The organism is Pseudomonas sp. LLC-1 (assembly GCF_002992185.1).
Taxonomy (GTDB): domain Bacteria; phylum Pseudomonadota; class Gammaproteobacteria; order Pseudomonadales; family Pseudomonadaceae; genus Aquipseudomonas; species Aquipseudomonas monteilii.
Window position 1 is genome coordinate 149,014 of the sequence record NZ_LUVY01000004.1, and the last position, 12,013, is coordinate 161,026.

Annotated in this window: 13 protein-coding genes; 6 read left to right on the forward strand and 7 right to left on the reverse strand. The window is 64.1% G+C overall.

Annotated features, from left to right (window positions below):
* Window positions 1-15: 15 nt before the first annotated feature.
* Window positions 16-582: a hypothetical protein gene (locus A0O30_RS27625; RefSeq protein ID WP_177410244.1), complete on the reverse strand. Its 567-nt coding sequence runs from the start codon at window positions 580-582 to the stop codon at window positions 16-18.
* A gap of 309 nt (window positions 583-891) precedes the next feature.
* On the opposite strand from A0O30_RS27625, the gene A0O30_RS02810 reads away from it, so the two are divergent.
* From A0O30_RS02810 to tsaA, 4 genes are all read left to right on the forward strand, one after another.
* Window positions 892-1,344 (forward strand): GNAT family N-acetyltransferase, encoded by a 453-nt coding sequence (locus tag A0O30_RS02810; protein WP_105945501.1) that lies wholly within the window; start codon window positions 892-894, stop codon window positions 1,342-1,344.
* A 77-nt stretch (window positions 1,345-1,421) separates the two neighbouring features.
* Window positions 1,422-2,132 carry an rRNA pseudouridine synthase gene (locus A0O30_RS02815; RefSeq protein ID WP_105945502.1) on the forward strand — a complete coding sequence of 237 codons (711 nt, stop codon included), beginning with the start codon at window positions 1,422-1,424 and terminating at the stop codon, window positions 2,130-2,132.
* 47 nt (window positions 2,133-2,179) lie between these two features.
* Complete coding sequence (locus A0O30_RS02820) at window positions 2,180-2,641, forward strand: DUF1456 family protein (RefSeq protein ID WP_019098116.1); 462 nt, start codon at window positions 2,180-2,182, stop codon at window positions 2,639-2,641.
* 6 nt (window positions 2,642-2,647) lie between these two features.
* The gene (gene tsaA / locus A0O30_RS02825) at window positions 2,648-3,340 is read left to right on the forward strand and encodes a tRNA (N6-threonylcarbamoyladenosine(37)-N6)-methyltransferase TrmO (RefSeq protein WP_016712020.1); all 693 of its coding nucleotides are present in this window, start codon (window positions 2,648-2,650) and stop codon (window positions 3,338-3,340) included.
* A gap of 63 nt (window positions 3,341-3,403) precedes the next feature.
* Here the strand turns inward: tsaA and A0O30_RS02830 are convergent, their stop codons facing one another.
* From A0O30_RS02830 to A0O30_RS02850, 4 genes are all read right to left on the reverse strand, one after another.
* Entirely contained in the window at window positions 3,404-4,726 is a 1,323-nt protein-coding gene (locus tag A0O30_RS02830) for a dicarboxylate/amino acid:cation symporter (RefSeq protein WP_019098118.1), read from the reverse strand.
* Between the two features lie 411 nt (window positions 4,727-5,137).
* Window positions 5,138-6,484 (reverse strand): ATP-binding protein, encoded by a 1,347-nt coding sequence (locus A0O30_RS02840; RefSeq protein ID WP_105945504.1) that lies wholly within the window; start codon window positions 6,482-6,484, stop codon window positions 5,138-5,140.
* Entirely contained in the window at window positions 6,481-7,158 is a 678-nt protein-coding gene (locus A0O30_RS02845; protein ID WP_105945505.1) for a response regulator, read from the reverse strand. The genes A0O30_RS02840 and A0O30_RS02845 overlap by 4 nt, the downstream gene beginning before the upstream one ends.
* 86 nt (window positions 7,159-7,244) lie before the next feature.
* Window positions 7,245-7,850 (reverse strand): outer membrane beta-barrel protein, encoded by a 606-nt coding sequence (locus A0O30_RS02850; protein ID WP_016712024.1) that lies wholly within the window; start codon window positions 7,848-7,850, stop codon window positions 7,245-7,247.
* 129 nt (window positions 7,851-7,979) lie between these two features.
* Between A0O30_RS02850 and A0O30_RS02855 the strand changes: the two genes are divergently transcribed.
* Both A0O30_RS02855 and A0O30_RS02865 read left to right on the forward strand, forming a co-directional pair.
* Complete coding sequence (locus A0O30_RS02855; RefSeq protein WP_016712025.1) at window positions 7,980-8,771, forward strand: dienelactone hydrolase family protein; 792 nt, start codon at window positions 7,980-7,982, stop codon at window positions 8,769-8,771.
* 174 nt (window positions 8,772-8,945) lie between these two features.
* Window positions 8,946-9,647 (forward strand): 4'-phosphopantetheinyl transferase, encoded by a 702-nt coding sequence (locus tag A0O30_RS02865; RefSeq protein ID WP_105945507.1) that lies wholly within the window; start codon window positions 8,946-8,948, stop codon window positions 9,645-9,647.
* Between the two features lie 3 nt (window positions 9,648-9,650).
* Here the strand turns inward: A0O30_RS02865 and A0O30_RS02870 are convergent, their stop codons facing one another.
* Complete coding sequence (locus A0O30_RS02870; RefSeq protein WP_027615350.1) at window positions 9,651-11,258, reverse strand: ATP-binding protein; 1,608 nt, start codon at window positions 11,256-11,258, stop codon at window positions 9,651-9,653.
* A complete protein-coding gene (locus A0O30_RS02875; RefSeq protein ID WP_105945508.1) occupies window positions 11,255-11,953 on the reverse strand; it encodes a response regulator transcription factor in 699 nt (232 codons plus the stop codon). The genes A0O30_RS02870 and A0O30_RS02875 overlap by 4 nt, the downstream gene beginning before the upstream one ends.
* Window positions 11,954-12,013: the final 60 nt, after the last annotated feature.

Genomic DNA, 12,013 nt, shown 5'->3' on the forward strand with positions numbered 1-12,013 from the left:
GAGAAGTTGGGCTGATCAACGCCTGTCAGCTCCTGCTGTTGTCATCACCCGGTTCGCCACCCACATGGTTGCCGCGATCGTCACCAGGTTCACCACCCACGTGATTGCCGTGATCATCGCCAGGCTCGCCGCCGACATGATTACCATGATCATCCCCGGGCTCACCGCCAACATGGTTGCCATGATCGTCACCGGGCTCACCGCCAACGTGATTGCCGTGATCGTCACCGGGCTCACCACCCACGTGATTGCCATGATCGTCACCCGCTTCAGCATGGTTGCTGCTGCGACCAGCGTTTGAATTACCGTCGTGGCCGCTGCCACTGTTGCCGGCATGGCCGCCACCGTCTCCGCCACTGCCATGGCCACCACCGCCACTTCCGCTGCCACCACCGTGGCCGCCACCACCGCCACTTCCGCCACCACCACTTCCACCGCCGTGGCCTCCGCCTCCGCCTCCGCCACCACTTCCACCACCGCCGTGGCCTCCGCCGCCACCGCCACTTCCACCACCACCGTGACCGCCGCCTCCACCGCCGCCGTGACCACCACCACCACCGCCACCGCCACCATCTTTGGCATAGGCGCTGGAGCCGTGAGAAATCGTGTCAGGGATCAACACAATGGACGTCGAAAGCACGCCAGCTACGGCAACCGCCAGTAAGGCCTTCTTGAACAGCAGGTGGATTTGCATAGTCCGTCTCCAGGTCGTCGCCACGAGAACGCAAAATCAGTAAAAGTCTTGTTGTCAGTTTTAGTTTTTCTTTGCGTGGGATTTTTTCCCACGCTTAATTAATAGACCTCTACCCCCCGCCGTTCAAGCGCTACACAGACAAGCCGACCGGTGGTTGGGCTGCTATGTTTTCCCTATCGCCATGGAGGACCACCGGCATGCCTGCGCCACTGACGTTGCAAACGCCGCGCTTGAGCGACTACAGCGAGCTGGTACAGGTGTGGGAGGACTCGGTACGCGCCACCCATCACTTCCTGCCAGAGGGCTACATCGTGCTGCTGCGCGACCACGTGCTGCACCGCTACCTGGATGCGGTGATGCTGGTCTGCTGCAAGGACCGGCAACGTATCTGTGGCTTCGCCGGGGTCGCCAACGGGCGCGTGGACATGCTCTTCGTCGCACCTGACTACCGCGGCCAAGGGGTTGGCAAGCGCCTGCTGCACTATGCGATCGACGAACTGAACGCCGAACGCCTGGACGTCAACGAACAGAACCCGCAAGCCTTGGGCTTCTACATGCATGAAGGTTTCGAAGTGTTCGGCCGTTCAGACACCGATGGCCTGGGCCAGCCCTACCCGCTGCTGCACATGCGCCTGCGCAAAACGGCGTAAATGACACAGATTCCCAGCCCCTGCGCCGCGCAGGCAGGTACAATGCGGGTCTTTCCCTGCCTTTGCGAATTACCGTCATGTCTGAACCCGTCCGCCTGTCCAAACGCCTTATCGAGCAGCTGGGTTGCTCCCGTCGCGAGGCCGAGTTGTATATCGAAGGTGGCTGGGTGACGGTCGATGGCGTGGTCGTCGAGCAGCCGCAGTTCAAGGTTGAGCAACAGCGCGTCGAACTGTTGCCGGGCGCCCGCGCCGAAACGCTGGAACCGGTGACCTTGCTGATGAACCAACCCGCCGGTATCGACAGTGAAACCGCCCGCGCCAGCATGAACATGGGCAACCTCAGCGAGGCTCACCGCGAAGGCGTGCGCGCCCTGCACGGGCATTTTGCCCGGCAGGACTGCGTGGCGCCGCTGGAGCGCGGCGCCACCGGCCTGCAGGTATTCACCCAGGACTGGCGGGTAACGCGCAAGATCAACGCCGACCTGCGCCGCCTGGAGCAGGAGTTCATCGTCGAAGTGCGCGGCGAAACCACGCCCCAGGCGCTGGAACGCCTGGCGCGCGGGGCCACGCGCAATGATCGCGAACTGCCTAAGACCAAAGCCAGTTGGCAAAACGAGACCCACCTGCGCATGGTGCTGAAAAACCCGCAGCCCGGGCAAATTTCCGAGCTGTGCGCCTACCTGCGCCTGGAGCTGGTAAGCATGCGCCGTATTCGCCTGGGTGGCGTATCGATGGGCAAACTGCCGCTAGGCCAATGGCGCTACCTGGCCACTACCGAACGTTTCTAAGCAATACGCCACGCACACGCGTGGCACCTGAACAGGATTCTGCAGCAATGAACCACAACGATGTCCTGCGCAGCCTGCGCTACATGCTCAAGGTGAACGACGCCAAGATGGCCGAAATCATCGGGCTTTCCGGCCTCGAAGTGCATCCTCTGGTGCTGGCCACCTACCTGAAGAAAGAAGAAGAGGAAGGTTTCGTACGTTGCCCTGAACGGGTGATGGCGCACTTCCTCGACGGCCTGGTGATTCACCGCCGTGGCAAGGATGACAGCCGCCCACCGCAGCCGGTCGAGCTGCCGGTGACCAACAACCTCATCCTCAAGAAGCTGCGGGTGGCCTTCGAGCTCAAGGAAGACGACCTGCACGCGATCCTCAAGTCGGTCAACTTCCCGGTCAGCAAGCCGGAGCTCAGCGCGCTGTTCCGCAAGGCCGGCCACGACAACTACCGCCCGTGCGGTGACCAGCTGCTGCGCAACTTCCTCAAGGGCCTGACCCTGCGCGTGCGCGGCTGAGTGGCCATGCAGCACACGGTTGCCCCGGTCGGTATTGTGCGCTCCTGCTTCAAGGAGAAGTTCGCCATCCCGCGCCAGCCGCAGCTGGCGCCTGCGGCGCGCGGCGTGCTCGAACTGCTGCCGCCGTTCGACCAGGGTGATGCGGTCGAAGGCCTGGAGCAGGTCAGCCATGTCTGGCTGCTGTTCCTGTTCCACCAGGCCCTGGAAGACAAACCCCGCCTGAAAGTGCGGCCACCGCGCCTGGGCGGCAACAAGAGCATGGGCGTGTTCGCCACCCGCGCCACCCACAGGCCCAACGGCATCGGCCAGTCAGTGGTGCGCCTGGAGGGGGTAGAGCCTGGCCGCCTGTTGCTGTCCGGGATCGACCTGCTCGATGGCACGCCGGTACTGGACATCAAGCCCTATGTGCCCTACGCCGACAGCATCGCGGGCGCCAGCAACCAGATGGCCAGTGAAGCACCCGCTGCGATTGCCGTGCAGTGGGGGGAAAACGCCCTGCCCCAGGCTCGCGAGCACGCACTACGCCTGGCTGAGCCACTGGTAGAGCTGATCGAGCAGTGCCTGGCCCAGGACCCACGACCGGCCTATCAGATACCACCGGCCGAGCGGGTGTATGGGGTGAAGTTCTGGGATGTGCAAGTGAGGTGGCATTACCCGCAGCCGGAGGTGATCCGGGTGCTGGAAGTGGTGCTGGCCTGAACGCGGCACGAACATGAAAAAGGCGACCTCAAGGGTCGCCTTTTTCATTTAACCATCCCGCGATCAGCGAGCCGGGCCTTCGGCCACGCCCAGGTCATCGGTAGGACGGGTATCGACCAGCGGAGCACCACCGGAAGCCAGCTCCGAAGCGAGCTTGTCGTTGTCCATTTCCTTGACCCACTTGGCAACCACCACGGTAGCAACGGCGTTACCTACCAAGTTGGTCAGGGCGCGGGCTTCAGACATGAAGCGGTCGATGCCGAGGATCAGCGCCAGGCCGGCAACTGGCAAGTGGCCAACAGCCGACAGGGTGGCGGCCAGCACGATGAAGCCCGAACCGGTAACGCCGGCAGCACCTTTGGAGGCCACCAGCAGCACCAGCAGCAAGGTGATCTGGTGAGTGATGTCCATGGTGGTGTCGGTGGCCTGGGCGATGAACACCGCGGCCATGGTCAGGTAGATCGAGGTGCCATCCAGGTTGAACGAGTAACCGGTCGGGATCACCAGGCCGACAACCGACTTCTTGGCACCCAGGCGCTCCATCTTGGCCAGCATGCGTGGCAGTGCCGATTCCGACGAAGAAGTACCCAGCACGATCAGCAGCTCTTCACGGATGTAGCGGATCAGCTTGAGCACGCTGAAGCCGTGGGCGCGGCAGATACCGCCCAGCACCACCAGCACGAACAGCAGGCAGGTGATGTAGAAGCAGGCCATCAGGTAGCCCAGTTGCACCAGCGAGCCAACGCCGTACTGGCCAATGGTGAAGGCCATGGCGCCGAAGGCACCGATCGGGGCCAGCTTCATGATCATGTTGATGATGTTGAACATGACATGGGCAAAGCGGTCGATCATGTCCAGCACCGGCTTGCCATAGCTGCCCAGGCGGTGCAAGGCGAAGCCGAACAGCACCGAGAACATCAGCACTTGCAGGATGTCGCCGTTGGCGAAGGCGCCGACCACGGTGTTGGGGATGACGTTGAGCAGGAAGCCGACGGTGGTCTGCTGCGCGCCGGCGGCGGCGTAGGCAGCCACGCTGCTGGCGTTCAGGGTGCTGACGTCGATGTGCATGCCAGCGCCTGGCTTGACCACGTTGACGACGACGAGGCCGATGATCAGGGCGATGGTGGAGACGATTTCAAAGTACAGCAGCGCGTAGCCGCCGGTCTTGCCGACCGACTTCATGCTCTGCATGCCGGCGATGCCGCTGACCACGGTGCAGAAGATGATCGGGGCGATGACCATCTTGATCAGTTTGACGAAGCCGTCACCCAAAGGTTTGAGGGCGACGCCCGTTTCCGGGTAGTAGTGGCCGAGCAGAATACCGATGGTGATGGCGACCAACACCTGGACATACAGGGATTTGTACAGCGGCTGACGTGTCGTCATGGCTCATTTTCCTCAAGTGTGCCGGCCCACCCTTCCCAGGGTGATGGGGCACCTGAATCGCTAACCCTCCTGCACCCGGAGGGATTTGTCGTTGTGTTCGAGCTGCCTGGGCAGGCCTCTGAAGGGATCAATAGCAAGGGTGGTGCCAAAATGCCCATGAAGGGTGCAAAGGCCGTATTTGCTAGGGATAAATGCCCAACGACGGGGCGATTTGCCTGAGGAAGGCTGGCGGATTTCCGCCCGGTGGCGGGATTTGTACAGGGGCGTTGGCGGGAATCCGCCCATTGCAGTTTTCCTATGCCGGCCCTTTCGCGGGCTCGCCCGCTCCCACAGGGACCGCACTGCATTCAGCTCGTGCGCAGTACCTGTGGGAGCGGGCAAGCCCGCGAAGAGGCCAGTACAGGCGACGGTTCATTCCAAATTGAAGGTGATCCTGAACGCCGCGCCACCCAACGGGGAATCGCCAAGGCTCAACACGGCGTCATAGCTGTCGACAATGTCCTTGACCACCGCCAGCCCGATACCCTGCCCCGGGTGCTGGCTGTCCAGCCGCTCCCCCCGCTCCAGGATGCGCTCACGCTGATCGGCCGGCACCCCCGGCCCATCGTCCTCGATACACAAGGTCAACTGCCCGGGCGCCTGCTCCAGGCTTACCCGCACCTGGCCCAGGCTCAGCCGGTAGGCATTTTCCAGCAGGTTGCCGAGCATCTCCAGCAAGGCGCCCTGCTCCATCGGCACCTGCGCCGCATCAGGCACCTCCAGGGCCACGTTCACCTGTTTGTCCCGGTAAACCTTGGCCAGCGTGCTGCACAAACTGTCGAGCAACGGCAGCAGCCTCACGCTGTGGCGCACCAGGCCGCTCTTGCGCAGGCTGGCGCGTTGCAGCTGGTAGTCGATCTGTTGGCTCATGCGCTCGATCTGGCTTTGCAGCACCCGCGCCTGCTCGCGCTCGCCGCTGCGCTGCTGCAGGCTCTCGCCCACACCTTGCAACACCGCCAGCGGCGTCTTCAGGCTGTGGGCCAGGTCATCCAGCGAATCGCGATAGCGTGTGCGTTGCTCGCGCTCACTGCGTAGCAGGCGGTTGAGCGAACGGGTCAAGCGCAGCAACTCGCGAGGGTGCTCGCCGCTCAGGCCGTCGCGTGCGCCCGATTCCACCTCATCCAGCTCGTGGCTGAGCCGCCGCAACGAACGCAGCCCCCAGGTCAAGCCCGCCCATAACAGCACCATCAATGCCAACAAGGCAGCACCAAAGCCCAGGTAGAGCTTTTCTCGCAGGCCATTGAGGGTGGCCTTGTATTCGCTCACCGGCTGCAGGGCGACAATGCTGTAAGCGGCGCTTTGGCCGCCCAGCAGCTTGATCTCGACGTCGTAAACGAAGAACTCTTCGCCATCGGACTGGTGAATGCGGGCAAACTCGTTACCCCGCCCGTCGTAGCGCGGGCTGTAATTGATGTGCCGGTCGGCAGTGGCCCGCGACTGCCAGACCAGGTTGCCGTCGCGGTCGAAGATGTAGCCCAGCAGGCCGGTATACGGCAGGTTGTAACGCTCGTCCGGCAACAGCGTCGGCATCTGCAGTTGGCCATGCTCGATGCGCGCGGCGGAAATCAGTGTGGTCACATCCGAGGCCAGCCGCTGCTCGATCGACTCCTGCAGGGCCAGGCTGAAGGCTTTCTGCAAGGCCGGCAGCAGCGCCAGCATGAACAGCAGCGCCAGCACGGCGGCGGCCAACATCAGGCGTACCCGCAGGGAGCGGATCATCGGCAGCGCTCGGTGAACAGATAGCCCAGGCCGCGCACGGTGTCGATGGGTTTGAAGCCGTGCTCGCCCTCAAGCTTGCGGCGCAGGCGGCCGACCAGCACCTCGATGACATTGGGGTCGCGCTCCTCGTCCCCCGGGTACAGCTGCTCCATCAGGCGCTCCTTGGCCACGACCTGCTGATGATGGCGCATGAGGTATTCGAGAATGCGGTATTCGTAGGCCGTCAGCGCCAGTGGGTGGTCGTCGAGGGTGGCCTGTTTGCGGTTGAGGTCGAGCACCAGCGGGCCGGCGGCGATGGTCGACTGGGTGAAGCCGCTGGAGCGGCGCAACAGGGCATTCAGGCGAGCCTCCAGCTCTTCGAACTGGAACGGCTTGACCAGGTAGTCGTCAGCACCGGCCGCCAGGCCTTCGACCTTGTCCTGCCAGTTGCCACGGGCGGTGAGGATGAGGATGGGGAAGGTCTTGTCCTGGCTGCGCAGGCGCGTGATCAGCTCCAGGCCACTGATGCCGGGCAGGCCCAGGTCGATGATGGCCAGGTCGAAGTGGTATTGCCCGGCCTGGTACAGGGCCTCTTCGGCGTCGGCGACGGCCTCGACCACATGGCCGCTTTCGCCCAGTCGGGTGTAGAGGTGATGGCGAAGCAGGGCTTCGTCCTCGACCACCAGCAGTTTCATGTGCAGCTCCTTAATTTATTGCCTGTACCGGCCTCTTCGCGGCTAAAGCCGCGAAGAGGCCGGTACAGGATAACGCGGCTCGCCCGTCAGAACTTGTAGCTTGCAGCCAGGTAGGTCTGCGCACTGCTGGTCAGGCGCAGGGTGCCGTCCTTCGGCCCGCCACGCTCGCCCACTTCGGTCGCGGCATTGGTGCGCAGGTAACGGTAGCCCAGTTCAACCGAGGCTTTGTCGGTAATGTCCTGGATCACACCCGCCTGCAGGCCATAGGCATAACCGTAGTCGGTATCGCGGCTGGCACCTGGCGAGTCCTGGGTCAGCTTGGTCACGCCCAGGCTGCCACCACCAAACAGCTTGGTGGTATCGCCCACCGGCAGGAACAGGTCATAGCTGCCCAGCAGGTTTTCCTGGCGCAGCTTGAGGCCGCTGTGGTCGCCCGAGACGTTGTCATAGGTCATGTAGTAGCGGCCTTGGTCATTGATCTTGCCCAGACGCACGCCCCAGGTGTCGTCTTTGCCGATGATGCCATCGGCGTTGAGGTGGTCGGTGTTGCGCTGCAGCAGGCCGGACTTGCGAACCTTGTCGCTGGTCTGGCCGTAGGTCAGGCTGGCGAAGTTGTCGTCGGCGGCCTGGGCGGTGGTGATGCCAGCGGCGCAGACGGCCATGGCGGCAAGCAGGGTGTTGAAGGTTTTCATGGCTGGATACTCCAGTTGGGTGCGCTGTTTCGGTCTGGAAGCTAGAGTAAGCAGGGCACCCTGAACCGCGACTGAACCCTGGCTGAACACCGGCTGAACGAACTGTCTGCAAGACAAGGAGTAGTAACCATGCGTGCCCTGCTGGCCCTGACCCTGATGTGCAGCGCCGCCTTAGCCCAAGCGGCGGTACAAACCCGTGAAATCCCTTACCAGGACGCCGATGGCAACCGCCTGGTCGGCTATTACGCCTACGACGACGCCATCGAGGGCAAGCGCCCCGGCATTGTCGTGGTGCATGAATGGTGGGGGCTGAACGACTACGCCAAACGCCGCGCCCGCGACCTGGCGGCGCTGGGGTACAACGCGCTGGCCATCGACATGTATGGCGACGGCAAGCACACCGAACACCCGCAGGACGCCCAGGCGTTCATGGCTGCCGCAATGAAAGACCCGGCAGCGGCGGCAGCACGCTTCGACGCCGGCCTTGAACTGTTGAAGCTGCAACCGAACACCAACAAGCATCAACTGGGCGCTGTCGGTTACTGCTTCGGCGGCAAGGTGGTGCTCGATGCCGCGCGCCGGGGCGAGAAGCTGGACGGCGTGGTGAGCTTCCATGGCGCGCTGGCCACCCAGACACCGGCAAAACCGGGCGTGGTGCGGGCCGATATCCTGGTCGAGCACGGGGCGGCGGACAGCATGGTCACCCAGCAGCAGGTGGATGCGTTCAAGGCAGAAATGGAGGCGGCCAAGGTCAACTATGAATTCGTCAGTATTGAGGGGGCCAAGCACGGGTTTACCAACCCGGATGCCGACCGGCTGAGCCACGGCGAGCATGGCGGGCCGGACATTGGCTATAACAAAGCGGCGGATGAAAGCTCTTGGGCGGATATGCAGGCGTTCTTCAAGAAGGTGTTCAAATAGCCGCTTGCACGGGCCCGATGTGGGAGCGGCCTTGTGTCGCGAAAGGGGCGCGTAGCGGCCCCGGCAATTTTGCAGGATGGCTGAGATTCTGGGGACGCTGCGCGCCCCTTTCGCGACACAAGGCCGCTCCCACAGGGATGTGACAGTGCCTACTCTGCTGGCACAATACTCGCCATGAACACACTCCCCACCTGCTGTTCCCCACTCCAGCACCACTGGCCCTTGCCCCGCCCGCTCCCCGGCGCGGTGCTGGTCAGTTGCGCCTTTGACCCCGCCCTCCTGGGCCCCGATGACTTCCAGCGCGCCGGCATCGTGCCCAGTGCCAGCCTGCAACGCTCGGTGGCCAAGCGCCAGGCCGAGTACCTGGCCGGCCGCGTATGCGCCCGTGCTGCACTGCAACGCCTGGATGGCCGCAATTACGTGCCCGGCACCCACGAGGACCGCTCACCGATCTGGCCGGCAGGTATCCTCGGTTCGATCACCCATGGCAAAGGCTGGGCCGCCGCCGTGGTCGCGGCCCAGGGCAGCTGCCAAGGCCTTGGGCTGGATCAGGAGTCCCTGCTGGATGACGAACGCGCCGAACGGCTGATGGGCGAAATCCTTACCCCGCCCGAACTCGAACGCCTGGACCGTCGCCAGCTCGGCCTGACGGTCACCCTGACCTTCTCGCTGAAAGAAAGCCTGTTCAAGACCCTCTACCCGCTGACCCGCCAACGCTTCTATTTCGAGCACGCCGAAGTGCTGGAATGGTGCGCCGATGGCCTGGCGCGTCTGCGCCTGCTCACCGACCTGTCGCCACAATGGCAGCACGGCGCAGAATTGCAGGGCCAGTTCAGCCTGCAGGACGGCCACCTGCTCAGCCTGGTCAGCGTCTGACCTTTACAAAGGGGCCTGCTGGCGCGGCCAGTTCAGGCTGAAGCAGGCGCCGCCCAGCGCCTCGCTGCGCCCCACCGTGGCCCGGCCTGCGTGCCAGTAGATGATCCGCCGCACGATCGACAGGCCCAGGCCATGCCCACCCGAGGCCCGTGTACGGCTGTCGTCGAGGCGGGTGAACGGGGTGAAAATGCGGTCCCAGAAGCCCTCGGGTATACCTGGGCCGTCATCTTCCACATCAATGCGGCAGCGTTGCTGCCCCAGCTGGTAGCTCAGGCGCACTTCGCGCTCGGCATGGCGCATGGCATTGCCGACCAGGTTCTGCAGGGCCCGGTGCAGGTAACGCGGCTCGGCCTCGACCCAGGCGCCGTCGGCATCCGCGCCCTGGCAGTCGCCACGCACCACCCGCACCTCGGCACGCAACGGTGCCAGCTCTTCGATCACACGGTCGAGCAAGGCATCCAGGTCTACCCGCTGGAACTTCAAGGCCGGCGCACCCTGCTCCAGGCGGGCATAGGTCAGCATCTCGTCAACCAGCTTGTCGAGGTCCTGGATATCCCCGTCCATGCCCGCCAGGTGCTTGGCCCGTGCCTGTTCGGTGGTGGCGCTTTCAATCATCTCCAGGCCAAAACGCAGGCGCGCAACCGGCGTGCGCAGCTCGTGGGACACCGCCCGCACCAGCTCACGCTGCATGGTCAGCGAGCGCTGCAGGTGCTCGGCCATGCCGTTGAAGGCAGCGGCCAGGCGCCCGACCGAGTCGGCGTCACCGGCAGGCACGCGGGTGTCCAGGCTGCCTTGAGCAATGCGAGTGGCGGCAACTTCCAGGCCCGACACACGGCGCTCCAGCTGGCGTACCAGCAGGTAGACCACCAGGCCGATCAGGCACAGGCCAAGGAAGGCGATCAATATCAGCAACTGCGGCGGATACGGGTTGAGCTGGTACAACGGGCCGATTTCCAGCACCCAGGGCGAACCTGACAGCCCGGCAAACACACGGATCGAGTCGCCATCCCTGCCCAGCGCCATCACGGTGTCGCCCTCCTCGACCCGGCGCCGCTGGTCATCGTCCAGGCTTACCCGCTCGATGCGCTGCAGGGCGACGCCAAAACCGAAGCCCTTTTCCTGCTTGATCTGCGCCAACCGCTGCTGCTGTTCGGTGATCGGGTAACGCACCAGTTCATCGGCCAGCAGATAAAGGGTGGCGCGCGCCAACTGCTCGCTTATCTGTTTGATCTGCGCGACCAGCATCAGGTCTTCCTGGCCAACCTTGCGAAGCACTTGTGCCGCATGCGGGCCGGTCTTTTCGACCACCACCAGGCCACGGTACAGGCGCGCCCGCTGGCCGCCGTCGAGGGTGCGCGCAGTCATGGGCTGCAACGCCAGCGGCACACCCAGCAGGCGCTCCCAGATCAGCAGCGAGCGTTTGCGTTCGGTGTCATTCTGCTGTGCGAGGTTGTCGGCCATCAGGCTGAAGGTGCCCTGGGCCAGGCCTTCGCGGTGCTGGGCGGCGCGCACTTCGTTGACCAGATGCAGGCTGAGTATGCCAAGCAGGGCCACCAGCACCAGCACAGCCAGCATGCCGCCGTAGATACGCAGGAAGATCGAGTTGTTCATGGCGCCTCGCCGACAAACAGGTAGCCCTTGCTGCGCAGGGTCTTGATCAAGCGGGGCTGGAGCGGATCATCGCCGATCTTGGGGCGGATTTTTGAAATGCGGATGTCGATGGAGCGGTCCTGGCCGTCGTAGCCCACACCGCGCAGCGCGGTGAAGATCTGCTCGCGGGTCAGCACGCGGCCGGCGTTGCTGGCCAGCAGCCAGAGGAGGTCGAATTCGGCGCCGGTCAGCTCGATCAGCGTTTCGCCCAAGCGCGCCTCGCGCAAGCGGTTGTCGATACGCAGGGCGCCGAAGGCCAGGTCCTGGCGCTTGTTGTCCACGGCCTCGCTGCGGCGCAGCAGGGCCTGGATACGCGCCAGCAGCAGGCGTGGGCGTACCGGCTTGCACACGTAGTCGTCGGCCCCCAGGTCCAGGCCCTGGACCTGGTCGAGTTCGTCGCTGCGGGCAGTGAGCATCAGGATCGGGCCGGGATACTGGCTGCGCACACGGCGGCAGATGCTCAGGCCGTCCTCGCCGGGCAGCATAAGGTCAAGGATGACCACGTCGGGCTGGCTGTCGACGATGCGCCGTGCGGCGCGGGCGCCGTCGCCCTCCACCGCGACCTCGTAGCCGTTGGCTTGCAAGTATTCGGCGGTGAGCTCGGCCAGGCGCTGGTCGTCTTCGACAATGAGGATGCGGGGGGTGGGATGGTCCATGGCTTAGGCCTTCGCTTGTTGTTTTCTTTTGCCTGTGCCCGCGAAGAGGCCGGCACAGGC